The 13,556-nt window shown below is 70.5% G+C and carries 12 protein-coding genes; 5 read left to right on the top strand and 7 right to left on the bottom strand.

Annotated elements, in window-relative coordinates:
* Positions 1–608: 608 nt before the first annotated feature.
* The 3 genes from ACFXOM_RS30860 to ACFXOM_RS30850 are packed head-to-tail and all read right to left on the bottom strand — an operon-like array spanning position 609 to position 2,076.
* On the bottom strand, positions 609–779 hold the full coding sequence (locus ACFXOM_RS30860) for a hypothetical protein (protein WP_384941503.1): 171 nt from the start codon (positions 777–779) through the stop codon (positions 609–611).
* Positions 780–809: 30 nt separating this feature from the next.
* Positions 810–1,691: a DUF2993 domain-containing protein gene (locus tag ACFXOM_RS30855; RefSeq protein ID WP_384944584.1), complete on the bottom strand. Its 882-nt coding sequence runs from the start codon at positions 1,689–1,691 to the stop codon at positions 810–812.
* Complete coding sequence (locus ACFXOM_RS30850) at positions 1,651–2,076, bottom strand: DUF1348 family protein (protein WP_384941507.1); 426 nt, start codon at positions 2,074–2,076, stop codon at positions 1,651–1,653. Before ACFXOM_RS30850 ends, ACFXOM_RS30855 begins: the two co-directional genes overlap by 41 nt.
* A gap of 56 nt (positions 2,077–2,132) precedes the next feature.
* On the opposite strand from ACFXOM_RS30850, the gene ACFXOM_RS30845 reads away from it, so the two are divergent.
* A complete protein-coding gene (locus ACFXOM_RS30845; RefSeq protein WP_384941509.1) occupies positions 2,133–2,696 on the top strand; it encodes a TetR/AcrR family transcriptional regulator in 564 nt (187 codons plus the stop codon).
* 643 nt (positions 2,697–3,339) lie between these two features.
* Here the strand turns inward: ACFXOM_RS30845 and ACFXOM_RS30840 are convergent.
* Positions 3,340–4,890, bottom strand: coding sequence for an ATP-dependent DNA ligase (locus ACFXOM_RS30840; RefSeq protein WP_384941510.1), 1,551 nt, complete (start codon positions 4,888–4,890; stop codon positions 3,340–3,342).
* Positions 4,891–5,567: 677 nt separating this feature from the next.
* On the opposite strand from ACFXOM_RS30840, the gene ACFXOM_RS30835 reads away from it, so the two are divergent.
* Positions 5,568–6,632, top strand: a complete 1,065-nt coding sequence (locus ACFXOM_RS30835; RefSeq protein WP_384941512.1) for a phosphatidylinositol-specific phospholipase C domain-containing protein — start codon at positions 5,568–5,570, stop codon at positions 6,630–6,632.
* A gap of 16 nt (positions 6,633–6,648) precedes the next feature.
* Here ACFXOM_RS30835 and ACFXOM_RS30830 read toward each other — a convergent pair whose 3' ends face one another.
* Together ACFXOM_RS30830 and ACFXOM_RS30825 are read right to left on the bottom strand one after the other, a co-directional pair.
* Positions 6,649–7,887 (bottom strand): DUF6397 family protein, encoded by a 1,239-nt coding sequence (locus ACFXOM_RS30830; RefSeq protein ID WP_384941514.1) that lies wholly within the window; start codon positions 7,885–7,887, stop codon positions 6,649–6,651.
* Positions 7,888–8,007: 120 nt separating this feature from the next.
* Complete coding sequence (locus ACFXOM_RS30825) at positions 8,008–8,421, bottom strand: roadblock/LC7 domain-containing protein (protein WP_384941516.1); 414 nt, start codon at positions 8,419–8,421, stop codon at positions 8,008–8,010.
* A gap of 151 nt (positions 8,422–8,572) precedes the next feature.
* On the opposite strand from ACFXOM_RS30825, the gene ACFXOM_RS30820 reads away from it, so the two are divergent.
* Positions 8,573–9,001 carry a PPOX class F420-dependent oxidoreductase gene (locus ACFXOM_RS30820; protein ID WP_384944589.1) on the top strand — a complete coding sequence of 143 codons (429 nt, stop codon included), beginning with the start codon at positions 8,573–8,575 and terminating at the stop codon, positions 8,999–9,001.
* Here ACFXOM_RS30820 and ACFXOM_RS30815 read toward each other — a convergent pair.
* Positions 8,994–9,599: an ATP/GTP-binding protein gene (locus tag ACFXOM_RS30815; RefSeq protein WP_384941520.1), complete on the bottom strand. Its 606-nt coding sequence runs from the start codon at positions 9,597–9,599 to the stop codon at positions 8,994–8,996. The two genes, ACFXOM_RS30820 and ACFXOM_RS30815, sit on opposite strands and share 8 nt — an antisense overlap.
* Positions 9,600–9,955: 356 nt before the next feature.
* Here ACFXOM_RS30815 and ACFXOM_RS30810 point away from each other — a divergent pair, with 356 nt between their 5' ends.
* Both ACFXOM_RS30810 and ACFXOM_RS30805 read left to right on the top strand, forming a co-directional pair.
* The gene (locus ACFXOM_RS30810) at positions 9,956–11,398 is read left to right on the top strand and encodes an NAD(P)/FAD-dependent oxidoreductase (RefSeq protein WP_385040598.1); all 1,443 of its coding nucleotides are present in this window, start codon (positions 9,956–9,958) and stop codon (positions 11,396–11,398) included.
* Between the two features lies 1 nt (position 11,399).
* Complete coding sequence (locus tag ACFXOM_RS30805) at positions 11,400–13,241, top strand: transketolase (RefSeq protein ID WP_384941524.1); 1,842 nt, start codon at positions 11,400–11,402, stop codon at positions 13,239–13,241.
* The last annotated feature ends 315 nt before the right edge of the window (positions 13,242–13,556 follow it).

Here is a 13,556-nt window from a genome sequence, read left to right as displayed (position 1 = left end):
CTGACGATGTGAATTCATGGGCGCCCGAAGTGAACTGGGCGCTCGCACACGAAGGATATCCCACTATTCAGAACAGCGTTGACACCAGCCCTCCGCACCGTCTCGGATTTGGCCAAGGCGGGCAACGACGCGTGCGGGTGCCATCAGGTTCCGCCAACCCCGGTGATAGACACCACAGCTGACGCATGACCAGTACATCAGGAATTCTTGAGCACCCTGCAGAAGCCCTTTATGGGGACGCGGCGCACACTTCAAGCCATGACCGCATTCGCACGGCGAAGCCACCCGCTTCTGCCCGCCGCCGCTGCCGGGCGGGGCGGCAAGGTGACGGATCATCGGACCGGGCAGGTCGGTATCCTTCCGCACCCCTGACCGCACCATCGGCCATCCGGCCTCCCCGACGCCGAACGGGGGGTGGCGGGCCACATGGCGCACGACGTGCCGCCCCAAGGGCCCGGCAGCGGGACCGCGCGCCCCGTCGCCGCTTCCGTGGGTCGGGCGGCGGGAACTGCGTGGCAGCCCACATCCGCGTGGCGGTACGACGCAAGCGGCCCCACCCGTTGCACCGACGGCCTACCACCGACGGGCCGGGCGCGAACCACTGCGCCTCAGCGGCCGAAGCTCAGACCGCTACCCGTCAGGTCTGCCCGAACGCCGTCGCGTTCCACCTGGACGTCCCGCAGGCGTACGTCGCCGGTGGCCGTTTCGGGGAGCGTGAAGGACAGCGCCAGCCGGTCCGAGAGCTCGGGCGGCCGGAGCTTCAGCAGGGATCCGACCACCTGGGGGTCGACTCCCGCCTTCTCCAGGAGTCAGGGGTGGTCGACGACCAGGTCGACGAGATTCACCCCCATCAACTGCTGAAGGAAGCGGGGCGACCCGGTGAGCCTGTTCAACTCCTCCTCGCTCCGCAGGGCCCTGTCGATGTGCTCCCGGGGGATGCCGAGACGCTTCACCACGGACGGCACCGCGAAGAGCGCCTTGACGCGCGCCGCCTCCCGGCCGATCCGCGCGGCGGCCTGGGCGTGCAGGTGGAGGCCGGAACGCGAAGGGCCCTTGCCCGGGCGGTAGGTGAACAGACCCGGGACGTCCAGGACCATGTCCTCGACCGTGGTGGACACAGTCCGGTCGCCCTGCCGCCGGACGTGCGCCTCGGTCCGGACGGCCACCTTGTGTCCCGCGACGGGCAGGGTTCCCGCGATACGGATCGCCTCGGCTCCCGCGTCGGTGAACTTGATGCGCGAGGTACCCAGTTCACGGTCGAGGTCGTCGAAGGACAGCCGGACGTCCCCGTCGATCCGGTCGACGACGGCTCCCTTGAGTGCGGTCGGCAGATCCCCGACGATGCGGACGTCCTTGGCCGAGGCGTGCACCTCGGCCAAGGAAACCTTGTCCGCGGCGACGTCGGGGACGGTGACGTCGACCCGGTCGATCCGGCGGCCCAGCACCTGGATGAGGAAGGGGAAGCCGGCGATGTCGACTTCGGGCCGGGCGGCGAGATGCGGGGAGCCCTGGATCGCCTCCTCGACCTTCTTCTCCGCGTACGCCACGGCGAGTCGGTCGGAGGCGACGAGGAGAGCGGCGCACACGACCGTGGCGACGGCCAGCTTCATCAGCACGGAAGCGGCGGCGAGCCGCAAGTCGGGTCGCCAACTACTCCAGTGAGATGCGTCGTTCTCCTTCCTCGATGGCAAGGTCGTTGATGCTGGCGTACCGCTTGCGCATCAACCCGTCCTCGTCGAACTCCCAGTTCTCGTTCCCGTAGGCACGGAACCACTGCCCCGCGGCATTGTGGTACTCGTACTCGAACCGCACGGCCATGCGGTTGCCCTGACAGGCCCAGAGCTCCTTCCGCAGCCGGTAGCCGAGCTCCTTCCGCCACTTCTCGGTCAGGAATCCGACGATCTCCCGGCGACCGTTGAGGAAGACGTCCCGGTTCCGCCACTCGGAGTCCTCGGTGTAGGCGAGTGCCACCTTTTCCGGGTCGCGCGAGTTCCAGGCGTCCTCGGCGAGCTGCACCTTCAGGCGTGCGGTCTCTTCGGTGAACGGGGGTACGGGCAGGCGGTGCCGCATGGACATGGAGCTCTCCCCTCGCGATCGAGAACGCTAGTTCTCATGCAATCAGAGTGGCGGACATGGACATCACGGCAATCAGGGCGCAGATCCTCGACGCAGCGGAAGGGCTCTTCTACGGCCAGGGCATCCAAGCGGTCGGCATGGACGCCGTCCGCGCGGCGTCCGGTGTCACCCTGCGACGGCTCTACCAGGCGTTCCCCTCGAAAGGAGCCCTCGTGGAGGCCTATCTGCTGCGGCGCGACGCCCGGTGGCGGGAGAGCCTCGCAGCCTTCGTGGACGCCTCCGACACCACTGCCGACGAGCGGGTCCTGCGGGTGTTCGACTGGCTGGAGCAATGGTTCGAGGAGCCGGACTTCCGGGGTTGTGCATTCATCAACTCCTTCGGGGAACTGGGCGCCACGTCCCCCGAGGTGGCCGAAGCCGCCCGTCGGCACAAGGAGGCGTTCCGGACGTACCTCGACGGCTTGGTGCGGGAGACGGGCGCCCCGACACACACGACGGCTGCCGTGCTGCTGCTCGCCGAGGGCGCGGTGACCACTGCGGCCGTCACCGGATCTCCGATTCCCGCGCGAGACGCACAGGACGCCGCGCGGCTGCTCATCCATACGACGGCGACCACCTGACCGTGCGACGGCGGCCCCGTGAAACGGGGGTGCCGGCCGCCGCTTCACGATGGCTGTCCGGACGGAGGGGGAGACGGTCGCGCCACAGCCGGCGCCCAGCCCCTCCACGGTCGCGGGCAGCCAATGCCCCGGCAGGACCGCGCACCACCGCACCACCGCACCACCGCACGATGACGGCGGGCGGCGGGCAGCGGGCGGCGTCGGGCTTGCCGCGACCGCCCCGTCGACGCGTGCCGCCGGGGGGCGGAAGCGGCCGGGTAAGCCCCGCCGCGAACCCTCCGCAGGCTCCGAACGAGTTGACCGGGCCGTTCAAGGACACGGCGGCACGCGCGCGTGCCGGCCCGGAAGCCGCATGGGGCGCAGCCGACCGCCCCTCCCCCGGCTCGACGAGAACGCACCGTTCCCCATGAACAGGGGACGGTGTGGCGGCGGCCGAGTCGCCCCCGCAGCGAGCACAACCGCACCGGGGAACGTCCGAGGCGAGGCGACGGGCCATGTGGCGACGAACACGGACAGGCGGGGGACGGAGGAGGAACGCGACCCTGTGGTTTATCTTTCATCTAAATATGGGCACGCCTGACGGCAGGCTCATCCCACAGCCGCCCCGGCCGGACTCCCCCGACCGGCCGGGGCTTCCTCCCCTTCACCGCCGAGGTGACGCCGGACCGCGCCCCGACGCCAGGACGTGTTCGATGGAATCCGCCTCCGCGGCGTTCTTGTCCGGCCGGTGCCGCAACACCCTGGCGAAGCGCAGGGTCACACCCGCCGGATAGCGGGTGGAGCGTTGGAGCCCGTCGTAGTTGATCTCCACGACCAGCTCCGGACGCACGCGTACGACGAAGCCGTCGTCGTCGACCGCCAGCTCTCGGAGCCGGTCCGTCTGCCAGCGCAACATCTCATCGGTGAGCCCCTTGAAGGTCTTGCCGAGCATGACGAACGAGCCGTCGGCCGCACGTGCGCCGAGGTGGAGGTTGGAGAGCAGTCCCGTACGACGGCCGTGTCCCCACTCTGCGGCCAGAACGACGAGGTCGAGCGAGTGGACGGGCTTCACCTTGAGCCACGAGCGGCCACGACGTCCGGCGACGTAGGGCGCGTCCAGGGCCTTGACCATGACGCCCTCGTGCCCGCGCTCGAGAGCGGCGACGAGGAAGCCCTCCGCCTCACCGAGCTGGGTCGCCGGGGCCTCGACGACGAGGCGGCGCACCCGCATGTGTTCGGGCACCAGCCGAGCCAGGACGGCGTGGCGCTCCCGTCCCGTGAGGTCGAGCACGTCAGTGCCGCAGTCGGCGAGGACGTCGAAGAAGACGGGCGACAGGGGTACCGCGGCCGTCGCCGCCGCGACGTCCGTCCGCGACCCCACGCGCGAGGCCGTGTCCTGGAAGGGCAGGGGCCTTCCGGACGGGGCGAGCGCGATCACTTCTCCGTCGAGGACGAAACGGTCTCCCGGGAGTTCGCGTACGGTCGCGACGACATCGGGCAGCCGTCGGGTGATGTCGTCGAGCGATCGGGTGTGGATACGCACGTCGTCACCGGAGCGATGGACCTGGATGCGGATGCCGTCGAGCTTCTCCTCGACACTGCACGCGCCGAGAGTGCGGATTGCGTCGGCGACCGATGTCGCGGTGTGGGCCAGCATCGGTTGCACCGGCCGACCCACTTCGAGGCGGAACGACCCGAGCACGTCCGGGCCCGCGGCGAGGAGCGCTTCCGCCACTCGGGGGAGGGCCCCTTCCCGCATCACCGCGCGCCTTACGTCGGCGGCGGAGGCTCCAGCGGCTCGGGAAACGGCTTCCAGAGCCACCGCGTCCAAGGCGCCCTGACGCACTTCACCCGTCAGCAGGCGGAGCAGGAACTCCTGCTCGGAGCCGGTCGCAGCCCCCATGAGGTCGTGGAGCAGACGCTTGCGCTCGCCCTGGGCGCCTGCTCCGGCAACCCGTGACAGAGCGCTGAACGCGGCATCGACGTCGCCCACGGTCAGCGTCGGGCCCTCGGCGGGCGGCGGCCCGTCCCTGAGGGCGCTCCAGCCTATGCCCAGCCTTCCCTGCGGGAGCCGCCCCGCCAAGTAGGAGATGACCAACCCGGCCTCCTGGGGCTCGGCATCCCGGAAGAGGGAGGCCAAGAAGTCGATCTTGCGCGTGCGGGACGGCTCCGCGGCAACCTGCCGCGATACGTCCGCGAGACGGGTCAGCAGCATGCCGTCATGGTGCCCGCACCCGTCACAGCCCGCACCCTGCGGCCGGAGATCCTGTCGTCGGTGCGAGGGAAGCGGCCGCCCCGCGTTGCTCTCGCCTACTGCACCGTCGCAGCGATGGAGCCGCGTGCAGCAGCGGCTCGGGGCGGGCGATGCGCGAGCGGCCGGCACGGTGCTGCCCGTCAAGGCGTGAGCGCGGAGCAACGTGGAAGACGGCCGGGCCGGCAACCCGTACCGCTGCCGGGCCGGCTTCGCTTTCGGCTCGTGTGTCCCGCGGTCCGACACCACCCGGTCCGGCACGGTCCGCTCCCCGTGCACGGCGCCACCAATCCCCCTTGGCGTTGCCGACCGTTCCACTGTGGTGGTCGGCCGTCCCGGACCGTGCCGGGCTCCTTCGTCCCGTGCCCCTCCAACGCATCCCGGACGTCCGCGACGGGGCCGTCATCGCCAGGTCGCTGGTGGCCCGTGCGAGAGGCGTTCCGATCGGGAGGCCCTCGACTGCGGCAGGCACGGACGGGGGCACAGGACCCCGCCCTCGACATCAGCCCCGCGCTCGCTTCGGTGCCCATGCCCGCGTTCTCGGCAAGAGCCCCTCCGTGACACCCGGAGGTCTCCCGCCTTTCCGTCAACTCCCTTACCCTGCAGTAGTTTTGATCGATTCCGACGACAGGCAGGGGACCATGAGGAAGCTCTCGCGTACGGCCATACCCGCAGTCGCCGCGGCAGTGCTGGGTGTCGCCCTCACACCGGCCCAGGCACCCGCAGCCGAATCCCGCGCCCAGGTGCAGGGAGCGACGTACTCGTCCACGACGTGGGTCGGCGTCCACAACGCGTACGAGAAGTCGAAGTACCCGTACTTCGCGGACGCCCTCGACTCAGGCGCCGGCATGCTCGAACTGGACATATGGACCAATGTGTTCGGCAGATCATGGCGGGTCTCCCACAGTAACCCGTTGGGCAACGACAACAACTGCGTGAACGCGAAGACGGCGGCGGAGCTGCGCACCAAATCGCGCAACCAGGACCTGGGGGGCTGTCTTTCCGACATCCGTTCCTGGCACGACGCCCATCCCGGACACCCTCCCGTCCTGCTGAAGATGGAGATGAAGGACGGGTTCCAGAACAAGTACGGACGGGGCCCCGCCGCACTCGACGCCCTGCTGACGGCCCGACTCGGCGATGCACTGTACCGGCCGGCCGATCTGGTGGGTGGCCACGCCGACCTGGACACCGCCGTCCGGACGCAGGGGTGGCCCGCCCGCGCGAGCATGGCGGGGAAGTTCGTCGTGGAGCTCATCCCCGGAACCCTCGAGCAGGAAAACCCCTTCGACACGTACTGGACCGACCGTGAGTACGCCGAGCACCTGCGCGGTCTCGCCTCGGCCGGCCGGCTGAAGGAGGCTGCCGCCTTCCCCGCCGTGATCCATGCACAAGCGGGCGACCCCCGCAGCCGCTATTCCGACACCAGCATCCGCCCGTGGTTCGTCGTCTTCGACGGCGCCGCCTCCACCTACGCGGGCGGCACCATCGACACCGACTGGTACGACCGGAACCACTACCTCGTCATCATGACGAGCGCGGGCAGCGTACCCCCCGCCATCGACGGCACCCGTCCCACCGAAGCACAAGCCCGCGACAGGGTCGCTCTCCTGGCGGGCGAGCACGCGAGCGTCGTCTCAGCGGACTGGTATCCGCTGCCGTCCGTACTGTCCACCGTGGTGCCGCGGGGCACAGCGGGCGATTAGCACGGACTACGGCGTGTCAACCGGTGGGCGACGGGGACGGCCTGCGGCGGAGCGTACGCTCCGGCAGCCCCTTCGTCGCCCGCCCGGGCGACCCCCGGTGTCCGACAGCATCGCAGCGATTCATCGGAGGTCTCCACGCGCACGCACGGGCCGGCGCGACGTCGACCTCGCTCACGCCGTTGCCGGTGAGCAGCGCGGGCGCGCGGCTTCCCTGGCCCGGCAGGCGCTCCAAGCCGCCGTCCGGGCGCAGGGCCTGGCACGATGCGCGAGCCTCGTCCAAGGACCGGGCCAGGCCCGTCCGGCACCACAGGACCTCGTCCGGGTCGTCCGCCTGCAGCAGGAGGGCCGTCACCTCGCGGACCGCGGATGACTCTGCGTGTGCGTAGGGCGGTTCGGGACGCAGCCGCTCGAGGCACACCCGTTCGTACGGGTCGTCAACAACCTCCGCGACCTGCGCGGGATCGAGGAGGGAAGCGAACGCCGCCGCGCGCTCCAAGGATCCGTCAGCCTGACGCAAGAGGGCACCGAGACGCCGTCCGCGCCAGTTGCGGGCGCGCCAGTCCTCACCGGAGGCGACCCTCGTACGCAGCGGCGCCGGCAACTTCCCCACCAGCAGATCCGGGTTCCTGCGGGCGAACTCATGGACTTCTGACGCCAGATACATCCAGACCACCGCGCGGTAGCGGTTCACAGAGAACCTCACGGGGGTGAGGTGCCCCATGCGAGCCAGCCTGGTGAAGCGGGCAGCGGTGATGGCGAGGATCCCGGCCGCCTCTGCCGTGCCCACCGTACGCACGCGTTCCTGGAGCGCACCCGGGAACCCGTCGGTCGCCCGCAGGCGGTCGATCTCCCCACGGGGCACAGCGCCCCGCCGCACCCTGGTCCCCGTGCCCGTCACCGACGCGGATCCGGCCCCACCGGCGGCGTCCCGCACCGTGCGGACGTATCCGAGGTGCACCGCGAGGTCGAACTCGGCCTTCCGCAACTCCAGTGCCGGGGCCGCACGGCTGAACGTCAACATCTCCGTGCCCGCCGCACCGTCCCCCTCGGCCCTCCCGCTCCCCGACGGTGCGGACGCCCGGGGCCGGTCTCCACCCGGTCCCCCACGGGCCCGCGCACCCGGCGTCGCGATGGTGGCGGCGCTACTCACTGCAGCGGTCTCGACGCCGCTCGCGGCGTTCGTCGTAGCACCGTTCGTCGTAGCACCGTTCGTCGTAGCACCGTTCGTCGTAGCGGCCTTCGTGTCGTCGCGCATGCCCAACTCCCCCGTAGGTGAAGAACAACTCTGCGTGATGACGATAGCCAGATGTCACGGCGCGCCGCCGAGCCTGTGGACAACCCCTCCGCTGCGATCGGAAGCCGCAGGTCAGGCGGGTCAGAAGTCGGAGACCACGGTACGCCCCGGTTGCCGTACGCCCACCGCGAGGTGCTCGCCCACCCGGTTCACCATCAAGGTCATCTCGTAGGCCACCTGGCCCACGTCCGCCTCTGCCGCGCTCAGTACGCACAGGCAGCTGCCGTCCCCCGCAGCGGTCACGAAGAGCATCGCGTCGTCGAACTCCACCATGGTCTGGCGGGCCTTGCCCGCCCTGAAGTGACGCCCCGACCCCCGGGCGAGACTGTGCAGGCCCGAGGAAACGGCTGCGAGGTGTTCCGCGTCCTCCCGGGCGAGGCTCGTGCTGGCCCCCGTGACCAGGCCGTCGTTCGAGAGCACGAGCGCGTGGCGTATGTACTCCACCCGCTTGGTCAGGTCGTCCAGGAGCCAGTCGAGACCTTTGTCCAATGCCATGTCCGTTCCTCCCCGTTCATCTGTTCCCCATTGCCCCGTGTTGCGCGTAAGCCTTCCTCACCGTTCCCGTCCGGGCAAGGAGTCGTTCCGGGGCGCACGGCGGCGGAGCGTCGCCTTCGCGGCGCGACCGGTGGCGCCGAGGATGTCAGGCATGGCGAAGCAGATGTCCCAGGAAGAATGGCGGGCGTTCGTCTCCGAGGGGACGCGTACCGGAAAGCTGTCCACCGTACGCGCGGACGGAAGTCCCCACGTCACACCCGTCTGGTTCGTGCTCGACGGCGACGACGTCGTGTTCACGACCGCCAAGCACGGCGTCAAGGATCGGAACCTGGCGCGTGACGAACGTGCAGCGATGTGCGTGGACCACGACCACCCGCCGTACTCGTTCGTTCTGGTCCGCGGTCGGGTGGAACTGAGTGAGGACCCGGCCGGGCTGCGGGACTGGGCAACCCGGATCGCCGCCCGGTACATGGGGGAGGACCGCGCGGAGGAGTACGGCAGGCGCAACGGAGTACCCGGCGAACTCCTCGTGCGGATCCGCATCGACCAGGTCGTGGCCGAGGCCGGCGTGTCTAACTGACCGAGTCGAGCAGCCGGGCAGTGTACATCCGTCCGGCGTACTCGACGAGTCGCACCAGCACCTCCTTCCCCGAGTCACGGTCCCGCGCGTCGCACAGCACGACGGGCGTACCGCGGTCGAGGTCGAGCGCGCGTGAGACCTCATGCGCTCCGTAGGTACGTGCTCCCGGGAAGCAGTTCACGGCCACGACGAAGGGAATCTTCCGGTGCTCGAAGTAGTCGACGGCCGGAAAGCTGTCCTCCAAGCGTCGTGTGTCCGCGAGGACGACCGCTCCGAGCGCTCCGTGCGAGAGCTCGTCCCACAGGAACCAGAACCGGTCCTGACCGGGCGTTCCGAAGAGGTAGAGGGAGAGTCCCGAACGGATGGTGATGCGACCGAAGTCCATCGCGACGGTGGTCGTGGCCTTCCGGTCGACTCCCCCCGTGTCGTCGATCGCTTCTCCAGCCCGGCTCAACTGTTCTTCCGTGCGCAGCGGGCGGATTTCGCTGACCGCCCCGACGAGGGTCGTCTTGCCGACCCCGAATCCACCGGCGACCAATATCTTGAGAGCGAGAGCGGTGGATTCTCCACCGGTACCGCCATGGAACTCGGGGCCCATCGATCACTTCTCTCATTGAGTGTGCGCGACCAGGGTGAAGGCCAGGTCATTGTCGTCGTGACCGCCACTGCGGACGGTCGGGTCGACAGGAGGCCGACACCAGTACAACTGTTCTGGTGGGGTCAGCAGTATGGCAATGGCAGCCCTCCGGCCGGGAGGCGTGATCACTTTTTACGCGATGTGATGGTTCCAGACATGAAATCTGTTCGTAAGAAATCGGCCTGCGCATGGTCGCGACAGATCGACGAGAAACGGCCCACCTAAGCCGGGATGGACGAGGAGGCGTTTGCAGGCGCTCGGGACGGGCACCCGGACGGTCCCGTCCACAGCACGTCCTATCGCGTGGGAGGCGTTTCGTGGTGCACACCGAGAAGTCGTCCGGGGCGTCGGTGCCCCGTATCGTGATCGTGGGAGCCGGATTCGCCGGGTTCCGGACCGCACGGACGCTCTCCCGGGTCCTCGCCGGACAACGGGCCGACATCGTCCTGCTCAATCCGACCGACTACTTCCTGTACCTTCCGCTCCTCCCCCAGGTCGCCGCCGGCATCCTCGAGCCGCGCCGCGTGACCGTGTCCCTGACCCACGCCCTTCCACGGGTCCGGCTGGTGCTGGGCGAGGCGGGCGCGATCGATCTGATCGGCCGCCGCGTGGACTACACCGACCCGGAGGGCAGGCACCGGAACCTGACCTACGACCGGCTGGTGATCGCCGTCGGGAGCGTGAACAAGCTGCTGCCCGTACCCGGCGTCGCCGAGTACGCACACGGTTTCCGGGGGATGCCGGAGGCGCTGTACCTGCGCGACCACATCACCCGCCAGACGGAGCTCGCGGCCGTGGCCGAGGACGATCGGGAACGCGAGGCACGGAGCACGTTCGTGGTCGTCGGCGCGGGCTACACGGGTACCGAGGTCGCCGCCCAGGGCCAGCTCCTCACGGATGCGCTGCACGCCCGGACGACCCGGGCGAACCAGCCGGGCGGGCACGGGCAGGCCCGGCGATCACCGGAGGTGCGGCCGCGCTGGCTACTGCTCGACGTCGCGCCCCGGGTCCTCCCCGAGCTGGACAGACGGCTGTCGGACACGGCGGACCGCGTGCTGCGCGGCCGCGGCGTGGAGGTTCGCACCGGAACGTCCGTGAAGGAGGCCACCGCTGCCGGCGTGTGGCTGGACGACGGCGCGTTCGTCCCCACCAGGACGCTGGTCTGGTGCGTCGGAGTACGGCCCGATCCGCTCGTGGAGGCCCTCGGGCTACCCGTCGAGCGCGGCCGGGTCCGGGTGACGCCGCGGCTGAACCTGCCCGGTCATCCCGAGGTGTTCGCGTGCGGGGACGCGGCCGCGGTACCCGATCTGACCCGGCCCCTGCCCGGGCACGGAGGAACGGACGGGCACAGGGGAACGGACTTCGCCCTGACCCCGATGACCGCGCAGCACGCCTCCCGCCAGGGCGACGTCGCCGCGCGGAACGTCGCCGCGTCCCTCGGCCACGGCCAAGCCGGTCCGTACCGGCACCACGACCTCGGATTCGCCGTCGACCTCGGAGGGGTGCAGGCGGCGGCCAACCCCCTGGGCGTGCCGCTGTCGGGGCCACTCGCGGGCGCGGTCACCCGCGGCTACCACCTCGCTGCGATGCCGGGCAACCGGGTGCGGGTGGCGGCCGACTGGCTGCTCGACGCGGTGCTGCCGCGGCAGGCGGTGCAACTCGGCCTGGTCCGCTCGTGGTCGGTGCCGCTGGACTCGACCTCGCCCGAGCTCGCCCGCGTACCGGGCTCCCCGCAGAGGAGTGAACCGACCAAGGAGTGACATGCGGTACGAAGAACTGAGCGAACTGGCCCAGCAGTTGCGCGTCGACTCGGTGCGGGCAGCAGACGCCGCGGGATCGGGCCACCCCACCTCGTCGATGTCCGCGGCCGACCTCGCGGCCGTGCTGCTCGCCCACCACCTCCGCTACGACTTCGACGCCCCGGACCATCCGGCGAACGACCGGCTGATCCTCTCCAAGGGACACGCGTCCCCGCTGTTGTACTCGCTCTACAAGGCGGCGGGGGTGATCGACGACGAGGAACTGCTCACCTTCCGGAGGCCGGGGAGCAGGCTGGAGGGGCACCCCACGCCGATGCTGCCGTGGGTGGACGTCGCCACCGGGTCACTGGGTCAGGGGCTTCCGATCGGGGTGGGGACGGCGCTGGCGGGCAAGCGCCTCGACCGGATCCCCTACCGGGTGTGGGTGCTGTCCGGTGACAGCGAGATGGCGGAGGGCTCGGTGTGGGAGGCGGTGGAGCACGCCGCGTACGAGCAGTTGGACAACCTGACGCTCGTCATCGACGTGAACCGGCTCGGCCAGCGGGGGCCGACCCGCCTCGGGCACGACCTCGGCGCCTACGCGCGGCGTCTCCAGGCCTTCGGCTGGCACACGGTGGAGGTCGACGGCCACGACGTGGAGGCCGTCGACAAGGCCTTCACCGAGGCCGCCGAGGTGCAGGGGCGCCCCTCGGCCGTCATCGCGGCCACCCGCAAGGGGCGGGGCGTCGCGTCGGTGGAAGACCTCGAGGGCAAGCACGGCAAGCCCCTCCCCGACGCCGACGCGGCGATCGCGGAACTGGGCGGCCCCCGCTTCGTCCGGGTCGAGGTACACGCACCGCCGTCGGCGCCGGCGCGACCGCAGGGGGACGGCGCCCGGCCGGAGCTCCCGCGCTACGAACTCGGCACGGAGGAAGCCACCCGCACGGCGTTCGGCAAGGCGCTGGCGGCCCTCGGCTCGGCCCGCGGCGACGTGGTGGCGCTCGACGGGGAGGTCAGCGACTCGACGAGGTCGGCGTACTTCGAGGAAATGCACCCCGACCGGTTCTTCGAGTGCTATATCGCGGAACAACAGCTCGTCGCCGCGGCGGTCGGCCTGCAGACGCGCGGCTGGGTGCCGTACGCCTCGACGTTCGCAGCGTTCCTCACCCGCGCCCACGACTTCGTGCGGATGGCGGCGGTCAGTCGGGCGGGGATCAATCTGGTGGGCTCCCACGCAGGGGTGGCCATCGGACCGGACGGTCCCTCCCAGATGGGTCTGGAAGACCTGGCTATGTTCCGCGCCGTCCCCGGCTCCACCGTGCTCCACCCGTGCGACGCCAATCAGACGTCGAAGTTGGTGGCGGCCATGGCAGACCTCGAAGGGGTCCGCTACCTGCGGACCATCCGCGGTGAGACGCCCGTCGTCTACGGGCCGGACGAGGATTTCCCCATCGGCGGGAGCAAGGTGCTGCGCCGTGGCGAGGACGACCGGGCCACGATCGTGGCCGCCGGTACGACGGTCCACGAGGCGCTACGCGCCGCGGACGTACTGGCCTCGGACGGGATCCGGGTCCGGGTCATCGACCTCTACTCGGTGAAACCGGTGGACGCGGAGACGCTCCACGACGCCGCGGACGCGACCGGTTGCATCGTCACCGTCGAGGACCACCGCAGGGAAGGCGGAATCGGGGACGCCGTCGCCGAGGCGTTCGCCGACGGGCGGCCCGTTCCCCGGCTCACCCGCCTCGCCGTGTCCCACATGCCGGCCTCGGCGGCACCGGAGGAGCAATTGCACACTGCGGGCATCGACGCCGAATCGATCGCGGCGGCAGTGAAGCTCTTGGTGGAACGGGTCGTCGGCTGATCCGGGGCCGCCCGGCGGGCCGACGGACGTGTACCGGTCGCCCGCCGCGGAGCACCCCTGGTCGTGCCCCGGGAGTACCGCGGGACCAGCGGGACGACCGCGGGACCAGCGGGAAGCGGACGGACGCCGGCGTGCTGCGGGACCGTGGGCAACGCCGGCCGGGCCGGTCAAGAGCCAAGGCAAGGCCACCGGACGCGGGGGGGGGGGGGGGGAGGGGGAGGAAGGGGGGGAGCAGGCGCGCTAGGCCGGTTTTTTCCCTCAGGGCCACCACAACCAAAAGAACGCCTATACTGTCACGACTACAAGGCCCCACCA

Origin of the sequence: Streptomyces sp. NPDC059169, from assembly GCF_042755225.1 — a bacterium.
In the GTDB taxonomy this organism is placed as follows: domain Bacteria; phylum Actinomycetota; class Actinomycetes; order Streptomycetales; family Streptomycetaceae; genus Streptomyces.
The sequence above is the reverse complement of the archived record's forward strand: the minus strand, read 5'-3'. Positions and strand labels throughout refer to the sequence as shown.